General features: G+C 78.7%; 1 pseudogene. It reads right to left on the reverse strand.

What is annotated here, in order from left to right:
• Window positions 1-390 (reverse strand): annotated as a pseudogene (locus FNQ90_RS26360) (hypothetical protein); the annotation flags it as partial.
• Window positions 391-517 lie beyond the last annotated feature (127 nt).

Here is a 517-nt window from a genome sequence, read left to right on the forward strand (position 1 = left end):
GTGGGGAGCGAGGTCGGGGACGCGGCCGGCGAGGACGGCGCAGCCGAGGGCGGCGGACCACAGGCGGGCGGCGAGGCCGAGGTGGAGGGTGGAGGCACCGACCCGGGGGTCGGTGGTGCCGATGCGCCGGCCGATGTCGGCGGCGGTATCGGCGAGGAGTGCGCCTCGCAGGTCGGCGAGGGGGTGGAAGGCGGGGTCCGTCTCCCCCGCCGCCGGTTCCGTCGACGACGGGAGTGGCGGACCCGGCGGCTCGGAGCCGTGGTGGAGGGTGAAGTGCGGGCCGATGGCGGCGAGGTGGTCGAGGACGGGGCCGAGGCCGGTGTCGTGCTCCCCCGGCGCGGAACGGCGCGGGAGGCGGGGGCCGCGGCGGCGCGGATCGGTACCGGTCACGCGGGTTCCACCGGTCCTCTCCGTCGGGGGCGGCCTCCTCGGCCCCCGATATCCTGTCCGGGTTTCGCGGGTCCCCGCAAGCGTCCCCGCCGGCGGGGACACGGGGCCGCGCCGTTCGCTTCCGCCC

The organism is Streptomyces alkaliphilus, assembly GCF_014141535.1.
In the GTDB taxonomy this organism is placed as follows: Bacteria; Actinomycetota; Actinomycetes; order Streptomycetales; family Streptomycetaceae; genus Streptomyces; species Streptomyces alkaliphilus.